The organism is Clostridium sp. ATCC BAA-442, from assembly GCF_964239415.1.
Classification (GTDB): domain Bacteria; phylum Bacillota; class Clostridia; order Oscillospirales; family Oscillospiraceae; genus Flavonifractor; species Flavonifractor plautii.
This window is the reverse complement of sequence record NZ_CAXSQB010000012.1, coordinates 25,533-44,652: the sequence shown is the minus strand read 5'-3', so window position 1 is coordinate 44,652 and position 19,120 is coordinate 25,533. Positions and strand designations below refer to the sequence as shown.

Sequence of the window (19,120 nt, the reverse complement as noted above, 5' to 3'; positions counted from 1 at the left end):
AATACCTATCCTCAGTATGGCCCCGCAGAGAGGACAGCGGGGCGCAAAGGCGAGTACCGTAGGCAGTAGCAGCACCCGCCTGGTCTTTCGGGCGTCTCTTCTCTTTTTCATCTCATTTCATCTCCAGCTTCCGGCCGCACTTTGGGCAGGCAAAGGGGATGCCCTCCTGCGCCCGCATGGCCTGGTGGTACACCGAGCCGCCGCAGGCAGGACACCGGAGCTTGATCACAGCAATACACAGACCCGTGCAGAATACCACAGCCGCCAGAACGCCCAGCCCCAGAAACAGCGCCGGCTCCAGCGTCAGCACCAGGCCCGGCGCCAGCAGCGCAACAGCCGCCGCCGTAAGGCCCCAGAAAATCAGCTTCCAGCGCTTTTGAACCACTTGCTTCTCCATGGCAATCTACCCTTTCTTTTCTTTCCCGCCCTACGCCCTGGCCATCTCCATCAGCTTGCGCAGGCGGTGGTTGAACGCGGATTTGGAGACGGGCGGTTCGCACAGCTCCGCAAGCTGGGCCAGGGTGAGCTCCGGGTGGGCCACCCGCAGATCCACCGCCTCCTTGAGCTTGTCGGGCAGCTCCTCCAGCATGCCGCGCTCCTCCAGCCTGTAGATGGCCTCGATCTGCCCCTGGGCGGCGTCCACCGCCTTGTCCAGATTGGCCGCGTCGCAGTTGACCCGGCGGTTGATGCTCCCCCGGAGATCCTTCTCCGCCTTGGCGTTCATGATCTCCATGGCCGCCAGGGGCGCGCCGATGGCGGTGAGAAAGTCCTCAATGGCCTCGCTCTGCTTGAAGTAGGTGATGGAGTTGGCCTTGCGGGTGGTCTCCTTGGGGGTGAAGCCACACTCCAGCAGGAGGGCCCGCAGCTCCCGGCTGACACTCAGATGGGGGGTGGACAGCTCCAGGTGGTAGCGCTTGGCCGGGTCGGTCACCGAGCCGCCCGCCAGAAAGGCCCCCCGAAAAAAGGCCAGGCGGCAGTGCTCCTCCTCCAGCACGGCAAAGTTAATGTGATGGGCCAGGGTGCCCGCCGGCTCATGGCCGAACGCCGACCAGAGGGCGGACAGCTTGTCCGGCTCTGTGATGGAGAAAATCTGCTTGGACGCCCCCTTCTCCGGCGTGCGGTCAAAGGAGAGCTGAAAGGCCCTGTGGAACAGGGCGGGCAGCCGGGCGGCAAAGGCGGTGGACTCGGTGCTGATGCGCACCTGTGAGGCGGTGAACTGGTTGCAGTAGAGCAGCACTCCGTAGGCCTCCGCCTGGGCGCAGCAGCGGCGGGAGAGGGCCGTCCGGCACAGCTCCGCCTTGACCTCAGAGGAAAACGACATAGTGCCCCCCTCCCTTTCTCAAAAAATCTTGGTGTCGGCCCGCTCGTTGTAAAGCTCCATCACCGCCTCGGCCAGGCGGGCAAAGGAGTGGCGGGCGTAGTTAAGGGTCTCGGAGGCCAGGGGCCGGGTGACGGCCTCCACCCCCAGGGCCTCGATGGCCGCCCGGTCCACCACGATGGGGGCGGCGTCCTCCTCCCTGTACCGCTCCACCAGGCCGGGGCGCACCGGCGCGGAGTTGCACAGGCACAGATCCACCAGCCCCGGCCCGGAGTGGTCGAGCAGGGCCTTTACGTGGTCAGAGGCGGTCATGCCCTCGGTCTCCCCGTCCTGGGTCATGATGTTGCAGATGTAGATCTTCAGCGCGTCGGAGGCACGCACCGCGTCGGCAATGCCGTCCACCAGCAGGTTGGGGATGACGCTGGTGTAAAGGCTGCCGGGGCCCAGGAGGATCAGCTCCGCCTCCCCGATGGCCCGCACCGCCTCCGGCAGGGCCTTTGGGTGCTCCGGCAGCAGGCGGACGCTCTCAATGCGGCAGTCCTGCTCCTTCTTGAAGGCGCTGATCTTAGACTCCCCCAGCACCCGGGTGCCGTTCTCGAAGGTGGCCTCCAGCGCCACGTTCTCATTGGTCACAGGCAGCACCCGGCCGCTGATGGCCAGCACCTCGCTCATGCGGGCCACCGCCTGGTCGAAGGAGTCGGAGATGCCGTTGAGGGCGGCCAGAATCAGGTTGCCGAAGGACTGCCCCGTCAGGTTGCCGGAGCCCTCCGGGAATCGGTAGGTCAGAAGCTGCTGCATCACCGGCTCGGCGTTGGCCAGGGCCTCCATGCAGTGGCGGATGTCCCCCGGAGGGGGCATACCCAGATCCTGCCGCAGCATGCCCGAGCCGCCGCCGTCGTCGGCCACGGTGACGATGGCCGTCAGGCTGCGGGTGCGGCTTTTCAGCCCCCGCAGCATGGTGGACAGCCCGGTGCCTCCTCCGATGGCCACAATCCTAGGGCCCGCTCCGCCGTTCCATTCCGTCATAGTGTCCACCTCCTTACGCCCGCGTCATGTCCCGGTGGTTCTCCGTGGCCTGATAGCCCTTCTGCTTGATGAAGTCGGCCAGGGCCTTGGTAATGGCCACCGAGCGGTGCTGCCCGCCGGTGCAGCCGATGCCGATGACCAGCGCCGCCTTTCCCTCCTCCACATACTGGGGCAGGAGGAAGCCGATGAGGCTCTCCAGGTGGGCCATGAAGTCCTTGGTCTGCTGATAGCCAAAGACAAAGCTGTATACCCCCTCGTCCAGCCCGGTCTGATGGCGCAGCTCGGCGATGTAGTAGGGGTTGGGCAGAAAGCGCACGTCGAACACCAGGTCGGCCTCGATGGGGATGCCGTACTTGAAGCCGAAGGAGATGACGCTGACACTCATGGCCGGGGTACTCCCCCCATCCCCGAACAGCCGCAGCACCTCCCCCCGCAGCTTGGCGGTGGAGAGGGCCGAGGTGTCAATGATGTACTCCGCCCGCTGGCGGACGGGGGCCAGGACGGTGCGCTCCTGCCGCACCGCCTCGTCCAGCGAGCGGGAGGTCGAGGACAGCGGGTGCATCCGCCGGGTCTCCTTGTAGCGCTTGATGATGGTCTCTACGCTGGCCTCCACAAAGAGGATTTTATACGCACAGCCCATGCGGTGCAGCTCGTGGAGGGCGTCAAACAGCCCATCGAAGGTCTGGCCGCCCCGGATATCGGTGACCAGGGCCACCCGGTCATAGCGGCCCGGCCCGGCCATGCACAGCTCGGCAAATTTGGGCATCAGCGGGGCGGGCATGTTGTCCACCACGTAGAACCCGATATCCTCCAGAAAGGAGGCCACCTTACTCTTTCCCGCACCGGACAGGCCGGATATAATGATAAATTCCATTGCAATCTCCTTTTTCCGCGCCCCGTCAGAACCCCAGCAGCCGGACCTCCGGCTCCAGCGCCACGCCGGTCTCCCGCAGCACCGTCTCCTGAACCAGCGCCATCAGCCGCCGCACATCGTCCGCCGTGGCGCCGCCCCGGTTGACCACGAAGCCCGCATGCTTTTCCGACACCTGGGCTCCACCGATCCCCACGCCCTTGAGGCCGCACCCCTCGATCAGCGCGGCGGCGAAGTGGCCCTCCGGCCGCTTGAAGGTACTGCCCCCGCTGGGCCACTCCAGGGGCTGCTTCTCCCGCCGCTTGGCGGCCAGTTCGTCCATGCGGGCCCGGATGGCCTCTCCATCTCCTAGCCGAAGCTCCAGCTCCGCCTCCAGGACAAGCCAGTCCGGGCGGTCGGAGAACCGGCTGTGCCGGTAGGTCAGGGCGCACGCGGCGGCGGGCAGGGTGTGCTCCTCCCCCGCCCCGTCCAGGTAGGTGACGGCAGTGAGCACCTGCACCATCTCCCCGCCGTAGGCCCCGGCGTTCATCACCACGGCCCCGCCCAGTGTGCCGGGGATACCGTGGGCAAACTCCAGGCCGGTGAGCCCCCGGCCCAGGGCAGCGTTGGCCAGCCGGGCCAGGGTGATACCGCTCTCCGCCCGCAGCCGGTGGTTGACTTCCCGCACCTGATCCAGGCCGCACGCCTTGAGCACAAAGCCCTCATAGCCGTGGTCGGCCACCAGCAGATTGCTGCCGTTTCCCAGGAAAAAAGGGGCGATTCCAGCCTCTGTGGCGGCCTGCACGGCGGCGGCGGCCTCCTTCCGGCTCCTGGGCAGCGCCATCAGCCGGGCCGGGCCGCCGATGCGGAACGTGGTGTGCCTCTTCATGGGCTCGTTTTCCCGCACCTCCAGGCCGGGTATCCGCCGCAGGGCACCCGCCAGTCTCTCAAATCGGTCCATAGCGACCTCCCACACGCAAAATACATTGGTTTATTATTATACCAGAATTCCGGCGGAAATAGAAGAGGACAGGCGTTTTTTCTCGCCTGCCCCCGTCCGGTCTATCCAAACCGCTCAAATTCCGCCCGGCTACCCCGGAAGATGTTCAGATCAATGCGCCGCTGGGTCCCGTAGTAGCCCTCCAGCTCGGCGGAGTGGGAGTACTGCCAGAAGTCCCAGCCGGGCACCAGCGGGAACACCGTGGGGCTGGAGCACCAGATGGGGTAGTCCCCGTAGCCGCCCCCAGCGATATAGCGGTAGTAAGAGCGGTAGGTCACGTAGAGGATGGGCTTGACGCCGTAGTGGGCCTCCAGCCGCTCCAGCAGGGGGTCCAGAATGGCCCGCACCCGCTCCTTCTCCGGCGGCGTGTCCAGATATTCCCCGTAGAACTCGATATCCACCACCGGGGGCAAGGCCCCCTCGGTCACCGGAACCGCAGCGATAAAATTGTCCGCCTGGGTCTCGCCGGGGCTGTCATAGCTGAGGAAGTGATAGGCTCCCGCCCGCACTCCGGCCGCCGCCGCTCCGGCCCAGTTGGCGGCAAACCGCCTGTCCTGGAGGAGGGAGCCCTCCGTGGCCTTAATGAATGCAAAGTCCACCCCCTGCTCCGCCAGAACGGGCCAGTCCACCTCCCCCTGGTAGGAGGACACGTCCACGCCGAAGACCTCCCACTCGTCGGGGTCCGCTTCGTCGGGCAGAAGGATCAGGCCCCGCCAGCGCAGCAGGCCCAGGGTAACCAGCGCAGCGGCGGCTAAAAACAGGAGCGCCAGAAACAGCCGCCCCAGTACCCGAAGCAATTTTTTCAAAAGGCATCACCAGCCTCCATCATACGGCACTTTGCGCCTAAAGGCAATCAAAATTTTGCGATCCCGGGCCGGTTCGTTCGGGAAAAGGACCGCCAGCCGGGCCTCCGGCCTTGTCAGCCGGGGCGGAACGTGGTATGATTTGCTCCTGAACACAGGACAGAGGTCCCTGCTCCGCCGGGGCGCCTCTGGGGCGCTTAGGAAGGAGGTACCTATGCTTATTCGCAGAGCAGAGGAGAGAGACATCCCCCGCATCCATGGGCTTTTGGCTCAGGTGGCTCAGGTGCATCACACCGGGCGGCCGGGTCTCTTCCGGGCCGGAGGCAGAAAGTACACGGATGCCCAGTTGAGTCAGAAAATAAACGATGAAAATGCACCCATTTTTGTGGCCGTGGACGGCGGGGAGCGGGTGCTGGGCTACGTCTTCTGTCAATTTGAGCAGTATGTCAATCACAACATCCTGACGGATGTAAAAACTCTTTACATTGATGATCTGTGTGTGGACGAGGCGCTTCGGGGGCAGCACATCGGCGGGGCCCTCTATGCCTACGCGGCGGAATTCGCCCGGAAAAGCGGGTGCTATAATCTGACGCTCAATGTATGGAGCTGCAATCCCTCCGCCCTGAAATTTTACGAATCCTGCGGTCTGAGGCCGCAAAAGGTCCATCTGGAAGCCTTCTTGAGTGCCGATGGGCCGGGCGCGGGGTCCGCAGAGGCGGCACCCATGATCCGGCCGGCGCGGCCCGACGATCTGCCCGCTCTGGGTCCCGTCTACGGCGCGGCCCGCCGCTTCATGGCCGAGCACGGCAACCCCACCCAGTGGAGCGACCGCTACCCCCTCCCGGAGGATCTGGAGGCGGATCTGCAGCGGGGTGAGCTGTACGTCTTTGACCAGGACGGAGTCATCCACGGGGCCTTTGTCCTCCGCCTGGGGGATGAGCCCAACTACCGCGTCATCGAGGGGGCCTGGCGCTCCGGCGCCCCCTACGGCACCATCCACCGGGTGGCCGGCGACGGCACGGTTCACGGCCTGTTTGCCGCCTGCATGGCCTTCTGCAAGGGGCGCATGTCCCACCTGCGCATCGACACCCACGAGAACAACGCCGTCATGCGCCATCTGATCGCCAAGCACGGATTCCAGCCCTGCGGCACCATCTATGTGGAGGACGGCACCCCCCGCCTGGCTTTCGACTGGCTGGCAGAATAAAATGGCCCCCGGGCAACGCCGGGGGGCCGTTTTTATGATATGCGGGACGGGTAAAAGAACACCCGCAGGGAGCCGTCCCGTCCGGTGAGCACCTCCGCCTCCACCTCGTACACCTCCCGCAGAAAAGCGGGGGTAAGGAGCTCTTTGGGCGCGCCCTCCCCCACGATCACCCCGTCCTTCAATGCGTAGAGCCGGTGGCAGTAGGCCGCGGCCAGATTGAGATCGTGGATGGCGGCCACTACGGTACATCCGCTCCCCCGCACCAGCTCCATGAGCTGGAGCTGGTACTTGATGTCCAGGTGGTTGGTCGGCTCGTCCAGCACCAGCACCGCCGTCTGCTGGGCCAGGGCCCGGGCGATAAGCACCCGCTGCTTCTCCCCGCCGGACAAGGTGGAGAACCCCTGCTCCCGCAGGGAGGCCAGCCCGGTGCGCGCCAGGATCTCCCCTACCAGCGCCCGGTCCTCCCGGCTGTCGGTCTCCAGCAGCCGCTTGCGGGCCTGCCGCCCCATCATGACCACCTCCTCCACCGTGAAATCGAAGGCGGCCTCCTGCTCCTGTACCATGACGGCAAGCCGCTGGGCCATCTCCCGGTTGCTCATGGCCAGCAGATCGTCCCCCATGAGGGTCAGCTCCCCCGCCTGGGGGCGGAGCACCTTGTAGACGTTTTTGAGGAATGTGGATTTGCCGCTGCCGTTGGGGCCGATGAGCCCGACGAACTCCCCCTTCTCCACCCGGAAATCCACGCCCCGGAGGATCTCCCGGCTGCGGATGCCGTACCGGACCTGTTTTGCCTCTATCATGGCGCGGCCCCCCTACTGGAATTCATAGCGGCGCACCTTGATCATCCACAGGAACAGGGGTGCGCCCAGGAACGCCGTCAGGATTCCCACGGGGATCTCCGCCGGCGGCTTGATGATCCGGGCTCCCACGTCTACCCAGATGAGAAAGATGGCCCCGAACAGAGTGGCCAGGGGAACCAGCTTCCGGTGATCCGGCCCCACCACCGAGCGAACCAGGTGGGGGATGACCAGCCCCACAAAGCCGATGCAGCCGCTGACCGCCACCGAGGAGGCGGTCAGCAGGGCGGTGACGCCGATGAGCACATTGCGCACCACCGTCAGGTTGACTCCCAGGGTGACGGCGGAGCTATCCCCCATCATCATGGCATTGAGGGGCTTGGCCAGGGCCAGCATCAGCAGGAGGGCCGGAGGCACCAGGCCGGCCAGCAGTGGCACGTCGGCCCACTCCGCGCTGCCCAGTCCTCCCAGCATCCAGAAGGTGGCCTCCCGGACGGCGGCGTCGTCCGGGGCGGTATAGACGATGTAGTTGGTAAATGCCTGGAACATGGCGGATACCGCCACTCCCACCAGGATCAGCCGGATCGGTGTCACCGCATTTCGGGTGCGGGCCAGAAGGTACACCAGGAGGATGGACACCAGAGCCCCGGCAAAGGCGCCGGCGGACACCGACAGGCGGCCCAGCACAGGCAGGGACACCCCCAGCAGCATAGCCAGCACCGCGCCTAGTGATGCGCCGGAGGAAATGCCCAGCACATAGGGCTCGGCCAGCGGATTCTTGGTGAATGCCTGCATCCCCACGCCGGAAAGGGTGAGGGCCGCCCCCACCAGGGCCCCCAGCAGCACCCGCGGGGCCCGCAGGAACCAGACGATGTTCTGGGTGCTCTCCCGCACCCCCTCCAGGGGGAGCTCCGAGCCGGTCAGCAGGCCGCCCAGCCGGTGGAACATCACCCGCCACACCTCGGCAAAGGGGATGGCCACCGGCCCGGTGCCGATGCCGATGATGATAGATGCCAGGAGCACCGCTGCCAGCACCAGACAGGTCAGAAAGGTGTGAGTCTTCACCAGCCTGCAAAACTGCTTCATACCGCCCTCTTACGCGAAGCAGTCGGGGTGGAAGGCACGGGCAAACTTCTCCACCGTGTCGCCCGTCATGGAACTGGCAAAAGACTCGCACAGCGTCACGGAGATAATGCGGTCGTTCTGGATGGCGGGCACCGTGGCCAAGGCAGGGTTCTCCTTGAGCTGGGCAATCTTCTCCTCCAGAGAGGTATCGCCGTAGTCGTCGATGATGATCACCTCGGGGGCCCGCTCCACCACGGTTTCCCAGCTCACGGTGGCCCAGGTGGTGTCCAGATCGTTGAAGATGTTGACGCCGCCCGCGTGCTCGATGAGCTTGGAGGTGAAGTTGTTGCCGCAGGTGTAGGCGCCCTCCTCCTGGGCCATGTCAAAAACGAACACCGGGATGGCCTCCTGGCCCGTCACCGCCTCCTCGGCGGCGGCAATCTGGGCCTGCATGTCATTCACCAGCTCCTCCGCCCGTTCTTCCACTTGGAAGATGCGTCCCAGGTTATAGAAATCCTGATATACGTCCTCCAAATCAGCCCCCAGCTTGTAGCCCTCGATGGAGGACAGGGACATAATTCCGTACTGGGAGAGGGTGTCATGTTCCGTGTTATATTTCTCACTGAAGGCGCTGGAGCGGCCGTAGACAAAGTCGGGCTCCAGCGCCAGGATGGTTTCCAGGCTCGGCTTATCCGCCATCTGGGGAATGACCTCGTATTCCGCACGGTACTCGGGTGCCACGCGGGTATTGTTATTGGCTGTGTAAATGATCCTGTCCCCCAGCCCCAGGGCCATCAGTTGATCGCCCGTGTTCACATTCGTACAGAGAACCTTCTCGGGCACGTGGGTAAATGTGACCTCCGCGCCGTCCTTGGTGGTCAGGGTAAAGGGAAATCCCTCGGTGTTTGCCGGGGTTTCCGCGCCCTGGACATCCCCCGCAGGAGTGGGGCTGGCCGCCGGGGCCGGATTCTGGCCGGCGGTGCCGCAGGCCGTCAGGCCCAGGGCGAGGGCGAGGGTCAGGGGTACGAGCTTTTTCATGATAATCCTCCTTTTTTGTGCTGTGGACAGAAAAATCCCGCTTTCCGACGGAAAGCGGGACTGCTCATCGCCATGGGCACAATCGGACCACACGGCGGCAAACAGACAGGCTACTTTCTGCGGAAGACACCTATCCTTCTGCACAGACAGCAGGTTTCCTGACTTACGGCTCTCCGCCGGGCCGCGCCTTCTCGTGTCTCCACAATGGCGTCTGCGGCCGGCTCCCCGCTTACAGTGACCGGATCGTTCGGGATTTGCACCCGATTCCCTTTTACCCGCCCCGGAGGGCGGCACTGTCCATGCTATCAAGTTGTCAAAAGACATACTACGCCAATTTTTCCCCTTTGTCAAGGGGCGGGACGCTCCTCGTCCAAGAGCATCCGCGCCGCGTCTGCCAGGGGGATGCGGCGGTCCATGCTCCGCCGCCGGAGGGCCCGGTGGGCCTCCTCCTCGGTCATGCCGCTGCGCGCCATCAGCCGCTCCTTGGCCCGCTCCACTACCTCCCGCTCCTCGCTGCTCCGCCGGGGCGGCAGGAGGGCTCCGGCCTCCTCGCCCAGCCGAAGCAGCTCCTCCACCGCGGCGAGCAGCTCCCGCCTGCCTGCGGGGGCGGAGAGGCGGAGGAGTCCAGGGCGCTCCGGCACCAGCTCCAGCAGGCCGCGGGGGGCCAGCAGCAACACCGTGCAGAAGCCGGGCAGCTCCCCGGCCAGCTCCTCCGCCGTCCCATCCGGGAACTTATAGCCGCACACCACGGCGGTGAGCCGCTGCTGGCGGACCAGGCGCTTGACCTGATCCGCGGAGCGGCAGAGCAGGCAGGCGGCCGTCCCGGAGCTCTCCAGCAGCTCCTTGAGTCTCCGGCCGTTTTTCTCGCCCTCAAAGGCGACGACCACCGTCTCCACGGGGCCTTAATAGTTGATGATGTACTTCTCCCGCTCCCAGGAGGACACGCGGGTGCGGTACTCGTCCCACTCCCGCCACTTGCCCGTCAGGTAGTTGGCGGCCACGTGCTCCCCCAGGGTGTCCAGAATCAACTGGTCGGCCTCCAGGGCGCGGAGGGCCTCCTCCAGGGAGCCGGGCAGGCTCTCGATGCCGTGGGCCTTCCGGGCGGCGGCGTCCATGGCGTAGATGTTCTCGGTGATCTCCGCCGGGGGCGTCATACCCTTCTCGATGCCGTCCAGTCCGGCGGCCAGGCAGACAGCGAAGGCCAGGTAGGGGTTGCAGGAGGGGTCGGGGGAGCGCAGCTCCACCCGGGTGCCCTGGCCCCGGCTGGCGGGGATGCGGATGAGGGCGGAGCGGTTGGACGCCGACCAGGCCAGGTAGCAGGGGGCCTCGTAGCCGGGCACCAGCCGCTTGTAGGAGTTGACCAGGGGGTTGGTCACCGCCGCCATGCCCCGCACATGGTGGAGCAGTCCGGCGATGAAGCTGTACGCCTCCTTGGACAGGCCGCGGGGATCGTCGGGGTCGTAGAAGGCGTTTTTGCCGTTGCGGAACAGGGACATGTTGGTGTGCATACCGGAGCCCGCTATCCCGAAGATCGGCTTGGGCATGAAGGTGGCGTGGAGGCCGTTGCGCTGGGCCAGGGTCTTGACCGCCAGCTTAAAGGTCATGATGTTGTCGGCGGCGTGGAGGGCTTCGGCGTACTTGAAGTCGATCTCATGCTGGCCCTGGGCGCACTCGTGGTGGCTGGCTTCGATCTCAAAGTCCATCTGCTCCAGCGCCATGCAGATCTCCCGCCGGGTGGACTCCCCGTGATCCAGGGGGCCCAGGTCGAAGTAGCCCGCCTCGTCGTTGGTCTGGGTGGTGGGCTTGCCCTCCTCGTCGGTCTTGAACAGGAAGAACTCCGCCTCCGGGCCCACATTGAAACGGTCGTAGCCCATGTCGTTGGCCTTCTGGATCACCCGCTTGAGCACATAGCGGGGGTCGCCCACGAAGGGGGTTCCGTCGGTGTTGTATACGTCGCAGATCAGCCGGGCCACTTTACCGTGGCTGGGCCGCCAGGGGAAGATACGGAAGCTCTTCAGATCCGGGTAGAGGTACTGGTCAGACTCGTCAATGCGGACGAAGCCCTCAATGGAGGAGCCGTCGAACATACACTGGTTGCTGACCGCCTTTTCAATCTGGGACGCGGTGATGGCCACGTTTTTGAGCATGCCGAAAATGTCGGTAAACTGCAGGCGCACGAACTCGATTTCCTCTTCCCGAACGATGCGGATGATGTCCTCTTTGCTGTAGACCCCCATGGTCTGCCGCCCCTTTCGCTTTAAAAATGAAGGCGCTCCGCCCTTGGGGTCGGAACGCCTTTGTTCACAACGATTGTCGTAAGTATACCGTGTTCCGCCTCCCTCTGTCAAGGGCTTTGGGCCTCCCTTTCCGCACTTTGTGACAACTATCCGGGCCCTCTCCCCCTTCCCACGCCCCCTTTTATGCAATTTTCTCCGCCCTTCTGGAAAAAATATGCCGGAATGTCCTCCCTCTCTTGCTTTTTCCCGCTGTTCAGGGTAAAATAAGAGTTCGTATCGAGATAAAGGAGTGAATTTACATGCCAGAAGAGCTGAAACCCACCATGACGCAGAACTTCATCCATGATTTCATTGACGAGGACATCGCCCAGGGTGGTCAGTTCCAAGGCATGACCGTCCACACCCGGTTCCCGCCGGAGCCCAACGGCTACCTGCACATCGGCCATGCCAAGGCGATCTTCGTGGACTTCGGCACCGCCGAGAAGTACGGCGGCCTGTGCAACCTGCGCATGGACGACACCAACCCCACCAAGGAGGACGTGGAGTACGTGGAGGCCATTCAGGAGGACATCCACTGGCTGGGCTACGACTGGGGCGGCCGCTTCTTCTTCGCCTCCGACTATTTTGAGAAGATGTACGAGTACGCCGTGGAGCTCATCAAAAAGGGCCTGGCCTACGTGTGCGAGCTGACCCCCGAGCAGTTTAAGGAGTACCGCGGCGACGTGAACACCCCCGCCCGCTCTCCCTTCCGCGACCGGCCCATCGAGGAGTCCCTGGATCTCTTCGCCCGGATGCGCGCCGGCGAATTCCCCAACGGGGCCATGACCCTGCGGGCCAAGATCGATCTGGCCAGCGGCAACTTCAACATGCGCGACCCGGTGCTCTACCGCATCAACCACATGCACCACCACCGCCAGGGGGACAAGTGGTGCATCTACCCCATGTACGACTTCGCCCACCCCCTGGAGGACGCGCTGGAGGGGATTACCCACTCCCTCTGCTCCCTGGAGTTTGAGGATCACCGCCCCCTCTATGACTGGGTGATCGCCAACTGCCCCGTCCCCGCCAAGCCCCGGCAGATCGAGTTCGCCCGCCTGGGCATCAACTACACCGTGATGAGCAAGCGCAAGCTCCGCCAGCTGGTGGAGGAGGGCCGGGTGTCCGGCTGGGACGACCCCCGCATGCCCACCCTGTGCGGCCTGCGCCGGCGGGGCTACACCCCCCGGGCCATCCGCAACTTCTCCGAGCGCAACGGCGTGAGCAAGGCAGCCTCCACCGTGGAGTACGCCTTCCTGGAGCACTGCCTGCGGGAGGATTTGAACGAGACCGCCCAGCGGCGCATGGCGGTGCTCCGCCCGGTACGCCTCATCATCACCAACTACCCCGAGGGACAGAGCGAGACCTTCTCCGTGGAGAACAACCCCAACCGCCCGGAGGACGGCGCGCGGGAGGTCACCTTCTCCCGGGAGCTGTATATCGAGGCGGAGGACTTTCTCCCCGCGCCGGTGCCCAAGTACAAGCGCCTCTACCCCGACGGGCCGGAGTGCCGCCTCAAGGGCGCCTATGTGATCAAGTGCACCGGCTATGAGACCGACGCGGCGGGCAACGTCACCGCCATTCTGGCCGAGTACGATCCGGACAGCCGGGGGGGCGATCCCGCCGACGGCCGCAAGGTGAAGGGGGCCACCATCCACTGGGTGGACGCCGCCACCGCCGTGGACGCCGAGGTGCGGCTGTACGACAACCTGTTCACCGACGCCGAGCCGGACGCCGGGGACAAGAACTTCCTGGACTGCCTCAACCCCAGCTCCCTGGAGGTGCTCCCCCACGCCAAGGTGGAGGCGGGCCTGGCCGGCGCGGAGGCCCCCGCCTCCTTCCAGTTCCTGCGCCAGGGCTACTTCTGCGTGGACAACAAGGACAGCGCCCCCGGCCATCTGGTGTTCAACCGCTCGGTGAGCCTCAAGGACTCCTTCAAATTTTAGGCCACAGAACGGCGGCGGGCGACCGCAGGTCACCCCGGCCTGCGGCCGCCCGCCTTTTTCGCAAAACAACTGGAGGTATGCGTGATGAAAAAGTATCTCTTCCGCAACGACTACTCCTTCGGCGCCCACCCCAAGGTTCTGGAGGCGGTGTGCGCCGTCAACCTGGAGGGCAACCACGGCTACGGCGACGACGGGTACACCGCCCGGGCCAAGGAGCGCATCCGGGAGGTGTGCGGCTGCCCCGACGCCATGGTGGAGTTCCTCATCGGCGGCACCCAGACCAACGTGGTGGCCTGCTCCTTCCTGCTCAAGCCGTGGGAGGCGGCCATCTGCCCCGACTCCGGCCACCTGAACGGCCACGAGGTGGGCGCGTTTGAGGCCACCGGCCACAAGATCCTCCCCGTGCCCGTGGGCGGCGACGGCAAGATCACCCCGGAGATGCTGCCTCCCCTGCTGGCCCTCCACCAGGACCCCCATCTGACCAAGCCGGGCCTGGTCTACATCTCCAATGCCACCGAGAACGGCGCGGTGTACACCAAGGCGGAGCTGACCGCCCTGTACGCCTTCTGCCGGGAGAACGGCCTGCTCCTCTTCGTGGACGGCGCCCGTCTGGGGGCCGCCCTCACCTCCAAGGCCAACGATCTGACCCTGCCTGAGTTCGCCCGCCTGTGCGACGCCTTCTACATCGGCGGCACCAAGAACGGCGCCATGTTCGGCGAGGCCCTGGTGATCACCCGGCCCGAGCTGACCGACGGCTTCTTCCGCATGAAGAAGCGCATGGGCGCGGTGATGGAGAAGGGGTGGATTCAGGGCGTCATGTTCCAGGCCCTGTTCACCGACGACCTCTACTTCCACATGGCCCGCCACGCCAACGAGATGGCCGCCCGCCTCCAGGACGGGCTGAGGGCCAAGGGGTGGACGCTGTGGGTGGACTCCCCCACCAACCAGGTGTTCGCCGTGGTGGACAACGCCCTCAAGCCCCAGCTCGACGCGGTGTGCGATTACGAGGACTGGTGCCCCTATGACGGGAGCCATACCGTGGTGCGCTTCGTCACCTGTTTCCAGACCTCCCAGGAGGACGTGGACGGCCTGCTCGCCGCCCTGCCCGACTTGCACTGAGCTCCTTTTCTTCCCCGAGGCCAGGCCTCGGGGAAATTTTTTTGCCTGTTCCGTAACCAAACCGCCCCCGCTTCGTATATACTGATAGAACCGGTTCTTGGAGAGGAGGGGGACAAGCTGGACGAGATCACGCTGGCAAAGAAGCTCCGGCAGGGCAGCCGCCTGGCCCTGGAGCGGGCCATCGACCGCTTCACCCCCTATGTGAGCGCCGTCGTGGTGCGGGTGCTGGCCGGGCAGGGCGCCCGGGAGGACGTGGAGGAGCTGACCGCCGACGTATTCCTGGCCCTGTGGGCCCACGCCGGGGAGCTGAACCCGGAGCAGGGCCTGCGGCCCTGGCTGGGGACGGTGGCCCGGAACAGGGCGGCGGACTGGCTACGCACCCACAAAGAGGCCGCCCCTCTGCCGGAGGACACCGCCGCCCCCGGCGGCGCGGACCCCCAGGCCGAGGCGGAGCGGCGGGAGTGGGCGGCCCGGCTGTGGGACGCGGTGGAGGGGCTGGACGAGCCCGACCGCACCCTGTTCCTGCGCTATTACTACTGCGGCGACAAGCTCAAGGACATCGCCCGTGCCCTGGGCCTGACCCAGACCGCCGCCAAGCAGCGGCTGTTCCGGGGGCGGAAGACCCTGCGGGATACATTGACGAAAGGAGGGGTGGAGGCGTGAGAGACCGGATGCAGGAGCTGTGGGACGGCGCAGTACCGGTGGGCGTGCCCTGTCCCCAGGCCGACCCGGCGGCGGTCAAGCGGCGGGTCAACGCCGCGCTGAACGCCGTCCCCTCGGAAAGGAGAGCCTATATGAGACAGAAACTCCGATTTGCCGCGGCGGCGGCCGCCATCGCGGCCCTGCTGGCCGGCTCCGCCCTGGCCGTAGCCAGCCGGTGGAACGTGCTGGACTTCTACTTTGAGGGGGACAATACCCCGGTTGAGGACTACGTAAGCCATGAGACATATTCCATCCGTGACGACAACTACACCCTGTCGGTGATCAGCTCGGTGGCGGACACCAGCTCCGCCTATCTGCTGGTCACCATTGAGGCCAAAAATGACGCGGCAGCAGCCGCCCTCATGGCGGATGACTTCGAGAACATGGACACCTTCTCTGTCCGTGCTCTGGAGAACGAGGCCGTCAAGCCGGAGCCCACTCCTACCGGAAACGGCCCTGCCGTCGAGATGCCCGTGGCAGGTGGATTCAGCTATGGGGAAAAGGAGGCGCTGCGCACGGAGACCTCCCGCACCTACAGTATGAGAGTCGATGAGCTGAATGCCGCCGTCTACGCCGTGCAGCTCCGGCTGGGCCTTATGAAGGAGGGCTCCTACGTGGAGATTCCCGTGGAACTGGTAGAGCCTGTTACCGTGGAGGTTAATGCTGAGGGTACCGGTTCCGGCACCTTTGATCACATTGAGGGTGGTGCCCCTGTTACCCTGGAAACCGTGAGTCTGTCTCCTCTCTCCATTCAGATGGAATACTCCTTTGCCGACGCGGACGGCGACGCTTTCCCCCTGCTTTTCTTCCGCATGACCGACGGCTCCCTGTGCGGCTGGGGGCAGATCGTGGGCGACAATTTGCTTGGCCCCACCTCCTGGAACGATCGAGGCACAATCCATTGCGACTACGCCCATCCGCTCCGCTCTGTGCTGGAGCTCTCCCAGGTGGATGCGGTAGTGTTCAACGGCATGGCCTATCCCCTGGACGGCGGCAGACCAGAGCCTGTAGAGATAGATCCCGCCCTCTATCCCTTCCAGATCCCGTTGATGGACCGCCTGTCGGAGGGCGGCGGCTACAGCGTCCCCGTCCGGGCCCTGTGTGAAGGGCTGGGGGTGGACTGCGTATGGAGCAACGAGGCCCAGACCGCCGCCATGACCTACCGGGGCGTCACCATCATTCTGACGCCGGGCAGCACCACCGCTCTGGTAGACGGACAGCCGGTGGAGATGCTTGAAGCCCCCGCCGCCCAGGACGGGAAGCTGGCCGCCTGCTACGCTGTGTTTGAGGATGCCTGGCAGGTCTCCATGAGCGCGGCCTATGACAACTGGCCCTCCGACAACGCCCAGCGGGTAGCCTGGCTGGTGATCCCCTGAGCCGGGCGGACAAAAAACGGAGCCCGGCGCGCTTTGTGCGCCGGGCTCCGTTTTCACATTTTCTCACAGCTCCAGGCTATCCACCACGCCCCGCAGGGTGGCGGCGGAGTCCCGCAGGGCCTCCCGCTCTGCCGGGGAGAGGGGGATCTCCAGGGTGTCCTCCACCCCGTTCCGGCCCACCACGGCGGGTATGCTCATGCACAGGCCGTCGATGCCGTACTGGCCCTGGAGCAGGTTGGACACCGGGAGCACCGAGTGCTCGTCCCGCACGATGGCGCGGACGATGCGCTCCACCGCCATGGCCACGCCATAGTAGGTGGCCCCCTTGCGGCGGATGATCTCATAGGCGCTGTCCCGCACCTCCCGCTGGAGCCACTCGTCGGCCTTGTCGTGCTCGTAGTAGCCCCGCAGCTCGCAGAAGTGATCCAGGGAGATGCCGGACACGTTGGCCCCGCTCCACACCGCCAGCTCGCTGTCGCCGTGCTCGCCGATGATGAAGGCGTGGACGCTGCGGCTGTCCACCCCCAGGCGCTCCCCCAGCAGGTACTTGAGCCGGGCGGTGTCCAGCACCGTGCCCGAGCCCAGCACCCGGTTGGCCGGGTAGCCGGACAGCTTCCACGCCGCCCAGGTGAGCACGTCCACGGGATTGGACACGATGAGCAGGATGGCGTCCCTATTGCGCCGGGCGATCTCCGGGATGATACTCCTGAAAATGGCCACATTCTTGTGCACCAGATCCAGCCGGGTCTCCCCCGGCTTCTGCCCCGCACCGGCGGTGACGATCACCAGGGCGCAGTCGGCCACGTCATCGTAGTCCCCCGCCCGGATGTCCATGGGGTGGGTGAAGGGCAGGCCGTGGGACAGATCCATGGCCTCCCCCTCCGCCTTGTCCCGGTTGGCGTCGATGAGCACCAGCTCGGAAAAGATGCCGCTCTGCATCAGCGTGAACGCAATGCTGGAGCCTACAAAGCCGCAGCCGATGACGGCCGCCTTCTGAATGTTATTCAACCTGCATGCCTCCTTTGGAAACCAGTATGCCCACTTTCTTTCCCTTTCTATATTATACTATTCCTATATGTTTTTCAAGTATTACTTCCACTACAGATGCCGCAAACCGGCCCGGTAACGGCGCAGGGCGTCCTCGTGCTCCGGGCGGCAGGCCCGCGCCAGCTTGGCGGCCACGGCGTCCCGCTCCTCCGGCAGAAAGCCGTGAACCGAAACCGCGTTGGACGCGCCCAGGGCCGCAAAATAGAGGGGCCGCTCCAGGTGCTCCACCAGGGTTTTCAGCTCCTCCAGCTTCTCCACCTCCCCGGCCTCCGTCCACCGGCCGGCCTGCATCTCCGAAAAAAGCCGGGACTGGGGATAGACCGTCAGCATGGAGCTGCCCAGGATGCGGGGGCTGGTCTGATTGAACACCGACGCGCTGGCCAGGGCCGCCGCCTCTCCGCGTCCGGCCCCGGCAATTCCGGCCAGATAGAAAAAGTGATAGGCGATGCCCGCCTCGTCCAGCCGGTGCGCCTGTTCCACGATGTCCCGCGCCTGATAGCCTTTGTCCATGAAGAGCAGCGCCGGATCGTATCCCGTCTCCACGCCGATGGTCAGGCCGTCGTACCCCAGGCGGCGGAGCTCCCGGAGCGCTTCATCGGTTTTCCGTCCCACATCGGTCACCCGCGCGAAGCAGCCGATGGTCCGGCACTCCGGGAAGTACTTGCGGATGCGCCCCGCGATGGCCTTCAGCCGCTCCGTCTGAAGCGCAAAGGGGTTTGCCCCCACCAGAAAGACCCGCTGTACGAGCTGTCCCCGGAGCAGCTCCTGGGCCTCGGCCAGATCCGCCTCAATGTCCTCCAGGGGAGAGAGCCGGAAGCGGAAGGGCAGCTCGTCGTAAAGCGTGCAGAACTTGCAGCGGTGGTGGGTGCAGCCGGCGGCCGCCTCCAGCAGCAGGGAGCCGGATTCATAGGGCGGACGCCAGATGGTGCCTGTGTAGTGCATGGCAGTTTGCCTCCTTGTGGTTTGTCCCGTTCAGCATAGCCCGCCCCCGCCCGTTCTTCAAGTACGGTCTTTTTTGCGCCCCGGTATCTTTTTTGATCCTGTCTTGCTTTTTTCCGGTTTCCCGCTATAATGTCAGGACAGGGAGGGAACGCAATGGCAGACAACAAATTCCAGACGCCGGAGGCGCTGGCCCGCTGCCTTCCCATGAGCCGCCTGCAGGCGGTGCTCAGCGGGAAGTGGAAAATCCTGATCCTGTGGTATGTGGCCTTCTACCGGGTACAGCGCTTCGGGGCGCTGCTGCGCCGCCTGGACGGCATCACCCAGTCCACCCTGACCCGGCAGCTCCGCGAGCTGGAGGCCGACGGCTTTCTCCACCGGGAGGTCTATCCCGAGGTTCCGCCCCGGGTGGAGTACACCCTCACGGCCATGGGCGAGAGCTTTCTGCCTGTGCTGAACCACATGCTGCTGTGGAGCGAAACGCACCTCTGCCCGCCGGATTACGTCAACCCCTACCAGGACGGGGGGCGCGGCCCGCTCCCCGGAACCGAGGCATAGGAGACGCAGCGGGGGGGGGGGGGGGGGGGGGGGGGGGGGGGGGGGGGGGGGGGGGG

At 65.2% G+C, this 19,120-nt stretch carries 19 protein-coding genes and 1 riboswitch; of the genes, 6 read left to right on the top strand and 13 right to left on the bottom strand.

Annotated features, from left to right (window positions below; translation table 11 throughout):
• Positions 1-112: 112 nt before the first annotated feature.
• The 6 genes from ACESY8_RS07370 to ACESY8_RS07345 form a co-directional block, all read right to left on the bottom strand.
• A complete protein-coding gene (locus tag ACESY8_RS07370) occupies positions 113-397 on the bottom strand; it encodes a zinc ribbon domain-containing protein (RefSeq protein WP_009259597.1) in 285 nt (94 codons plus the stop codon).
• Positions 398-427: 30 nt separating this feature from the next.
• On the bottom strand, positions 428-1,321 hold the full coding sequence (gene whiA / locus ACESY8_RS07365) for a DNA-binding protein WhiA (protein ID WP_054338430.1): 894 nt from the start codon (positions 1,319-1,321) through the stop codon (positions 428-430).
• Positions 1,322-1,339: 18 nt separating this feature from the next.
• Positions 1,340-2,344, bottom strand: a complete 1,005-nt coding sequence (locus tag ACESY8_RS07360; protein WP_007489625.1) for a gluconeogenesis factor YvcK family protein — start codon at positions 2,342-2,344, stop codon at positions 1,340-1,342.
• A 13-nt stretch (positions 2,345-2,357) separates the two neighbouring features.
• Positions 2,358-3,218, bottom strand: coding sequence for an RNase adapter RapZ (gene rapZ / locus ACESY8_RS07355; protein WP_007489624.1), 861 nt, complete (start codon positions 3,216-3,218; stop codon positions 2,358-2,360).
• A gap of 25 nt (positions 3,219-3,243) precedes the next feature.
• A complete protein-coding gene (murB, locus tag ACESY8_RS07350) occupies positions 3,244-4,155 on the bottom strand; it encodes a UDP-N-acetylmuramate dehydrogenase (RefSeq protein ID WP_204681207.1) in 912 nt (303 codons plus the stop codon).
• Positions 4,156-4,256: 101 nt separating this feature from the next.
• Complete coding sequence (locus tag ACESY8_RS07345) at positions 4,257-5,000, bottom strand: glycoside hydrolase family 25 protein (RefSeq protein ID WP_009259594.1); 744 nt, start codon at positions 4,998-5,000, stop codon at positions 4,257-4,259.
• A gap of 211 nt (positions 5,001-5,211) precedes the next feature.
• On the opposite strand from ACESY8_RS07345, the gene ACESY8_RS07340 reads away from it, so the two are divergent.
• Entirely contained in the window at positions 5,212-6,204 is a 993-nt protein-coding gene (locus ACESY8_RS07340) for a GNAT family N-acetyltransferase (protein WP_498794683.1), read from the top strand.
• 32 nt (positions 6,205-6,236) lie between these two features.
• On the opposite strand, the gene ACESY8_RS07335 is transcribed toward ACESY8_RS07340, so the two are convergent.
• The 5 genes from ACESY8_RS07335 to glnA form a co-directional block, all read right to left on the bottom strand.
• On the bottom strand, positions 6,237-7,004 hold the full coding sequence (locus ACESY8_RS07335; protein WP_007489618.1) for an ABC transporter ATP-binding protein: 768 nt from the start codon (positions 7,002-7,004) through the stop codon (positions 6,237-6,239).
• 12 nt (positions 7,005-7,016) lie between these two features.
• Positions 7,017-8,087, bottom strand: a complete 1,071-nt coding sequence (locus tag ACESY8_RS07330) for a FecCD family ABC transporter permease (RefSeq protein ID WP_055180501.1) — start codon at positions 8,085-8,087, stop codon at positions 7,017-7,019.
• 9 nt (positions 8,088-8,096) lie between these two features.
• On the bottom strand, positions 8,097-9,104 hold the full coding sequence (locus ACESY8_RS07325; RefSeq protein ID WP_196011732.1) for an ABC transporter substrate-binding protein: 1,008 nt from the start codon (positions 9,102-9,104) through the stop codon (positions 8,097-8,099).
• A gap of 131 nt (positions 9,105-9,235) precedes the next feature.
• A riboswitch (cobalamin riboswitch) is annotated at positions 9,236-9,417 on the bottom strand.
• 34 nt (positions 9,418-9,451) lie between these two features.
• Positions 9,452-9,991, bottom strand: coding sequence for an ANTAR domain-containing response regulator (locus ACESY8_RS07320; protein ID WP_289027449.1), 540 nt, complete (start codon positions 9,989-9,991; stop codon positions 9,452-9,454).
• 15 nt (positions 9,992-10,006) lie between these two features.
• Positions 10,007-11,341: a type I glutamate--ammonia ligase gene (glnA, locus tag ACESY8_RS07315; protein ID WP_055180494.1), complete on the bottom strand. Its 1,335-nt coding sequence runs from the start codon at positions 11,339-11,341 to the stop codon at positions 10,007-10,009.
• 299 nt (positions 11,342-11,640) lie between these two features.
• Between glnA and ACESY8_RS07310 the strand changes: the two genes are divergently transcribed.
• From ACESY8_RS07310 to ACESY8_RS07295, 4 genes are all read left to right on the top strand, one after another.
• Entirely contained in the window at positions 11,641-13,323 is a 1,683-nt protein-coding gene (locus ACESY8_RS07310) for a glutamine--tRNA ligase/YqeY domain fusion protein (protein WP_055180492.1), read from the top strand.
• A gap of 84 nt (positions 13,324-13,407) precedes the next feature.
• The gene (locus ACESY8_RS07305; RefSeq protein WP_054338427.1) at positions 13,408-14,442 is read left to right on the top strand and encodes a threonine aldolase family protein; all 1,035 of its coding nucleotides are present in this window, start codon (positions 13,408-13,410) and stop codon (positions 14,440-14,442) included.
• Positions 14,443-14,520: 78 nt separating this feature from the next.
• Positions 14,521-15,105: an RNA polymerase sigma factor gene (locus ACESY8_RS07300; protein ID WP_319017625.1), complete on the top strand. Its 585-nt coding sequence runs from the start codon at positions 14,521-14,523 to the stop codon at positions 15,103-15,105.
• Positions 15,102-16,520: a copper amine oxidase N-terminal domain-containing protein gene (locus ACESY8_RS07295; protein ID WP_226916628.1), complete on the top strand. Its 1,419-nt coding sequence runs from the start codon at positions 15,102-15,104 to the stop codon at positions 16,518-16,520. The genes ACESY8_RS07300 and ACESY8_RS07295 overlap by 4 nt, the downstream gene beginning before the upstream one ends.
• Positions 16,521-16,583: 63 nt before the next feature.
• Here the strand turns inward: ACESY8_RS07295 and ACESY8_RS07290 are convergent, their stop codons facing one another.
• Both ACESY8_RS07290 and ACESY8_RS07285 read right to left on the bottom strand, forming a co-directional pair.
• Entirely contained in the window at positions 16,584-17,528 is a 945-nt protein-coding gene (locus ACESY8_RS07290; RefSeq protein WP_024723171.1) for an L-lactate dehydrogenase, read from the bottom strand.
• 90 nt (positions 17,529-17,618) lie between these two features.
• The gene (locus ACESY8_RS07285) at positions 17,619-18,509 is read right to left on the bottom strand and encodes a radical SAM protein (RefSeq protein ID WP_054338426.1); all 891 of its coding nucleotides are present in this window, start codon (positions 18,507-18,509) and stop codon (positions 17,619-17,621) included.
• Between the two features lie 153 nt (positions 18,510-18,662).
• Between ACESY8_RS07285 and ACESY8_RS07280 the strand changes: the two genes are divergently transcribed.
• Positions 18,663-19,064 carry a winged helix-turn-helix transcriptional regulator gene (locus ACESY8_RS07280; RefSeq protein WP_009259578.1) on the top strand — a complete coding sequence of 134 codons (402 nt, stop codon included), beginning with the start codon at positions 18,663-18,665 and terminating at the stop codon, positions 19,062-19,064.
• The last annotated feature ends 56 nt before the right edge of the window (positions 19,065-19,120 follow it).